The sequence below is a fragment of the Mesorhizobium sp. M1E.F.Ca.ET.063.01.1.1 genome, assembly GCF_003998155.1.
Taxonomy (GTDB): domain Bacteria; phylum Pseudomonadota; class Alphaproteobacteria; order Rhizobiales; family Rhizobiaceae; genus Mesorhizobium.
On sequence record NZ_RZSC01001573.1, the window covers coordinates 1 to 478 of the forward strand.

Consider the following 478-nt stretch of genomic DNA (forward strand, 5'->3'; position numbering starts at 1 on the left):
TGATAACGCTGAGCACATCGCTGGTCGCCGTCTGGTACTCCAGCGCCTCTGTGGCCTCCCGTGTCCGCTGCTGCACCTCCTCGAAAAGGCGGACGTTCTCGATCGCAATTACGGCCTGGTCGGCAAAGGTCTGGACAAGTTCGATCTGGCTATCGGTGAAGGCCCCGGGTTCAGGTCGCGTCATTGCGAAGACGCCAATTACCGATCCTTCGCGCATTAGCGGTACACAGAGCACAGCCGAATAACCTCCGAGTCGCGGAGCTTCGGGAAGGCCATGTTCGGTGTCCTTGGTAACATCCGGAATATGGACGACTGCCTTGTCGAGTGCTGTTCGGCCGACCCAGGATTGTCGGGTGATCGGACTCGGATTCGCCTCTTCATACGCGCGATACTCCGGGGTTTGCTCGTAGCCTGCCGCAAGGCGGAAGACGTCGCCGTCCCGCATAAAGATGCCAGACAATTTCGCACCGCAGAGCCT

1 protein-coding gene is annotated in these 478 nt (G+C 59.4%); it reads right to left on the reverse strand.

What is annotated here, in order from left to right:
• On the reverse strand, positions 1 to 445 hold a 445-nt coding region (locus EOA29_RS39850), incomplete at its 3' end, for a GAF domain-containing protein (protein WP_245468860.1).
• Positions 446 to 478 lie beyond the last annotated feature (33 nt).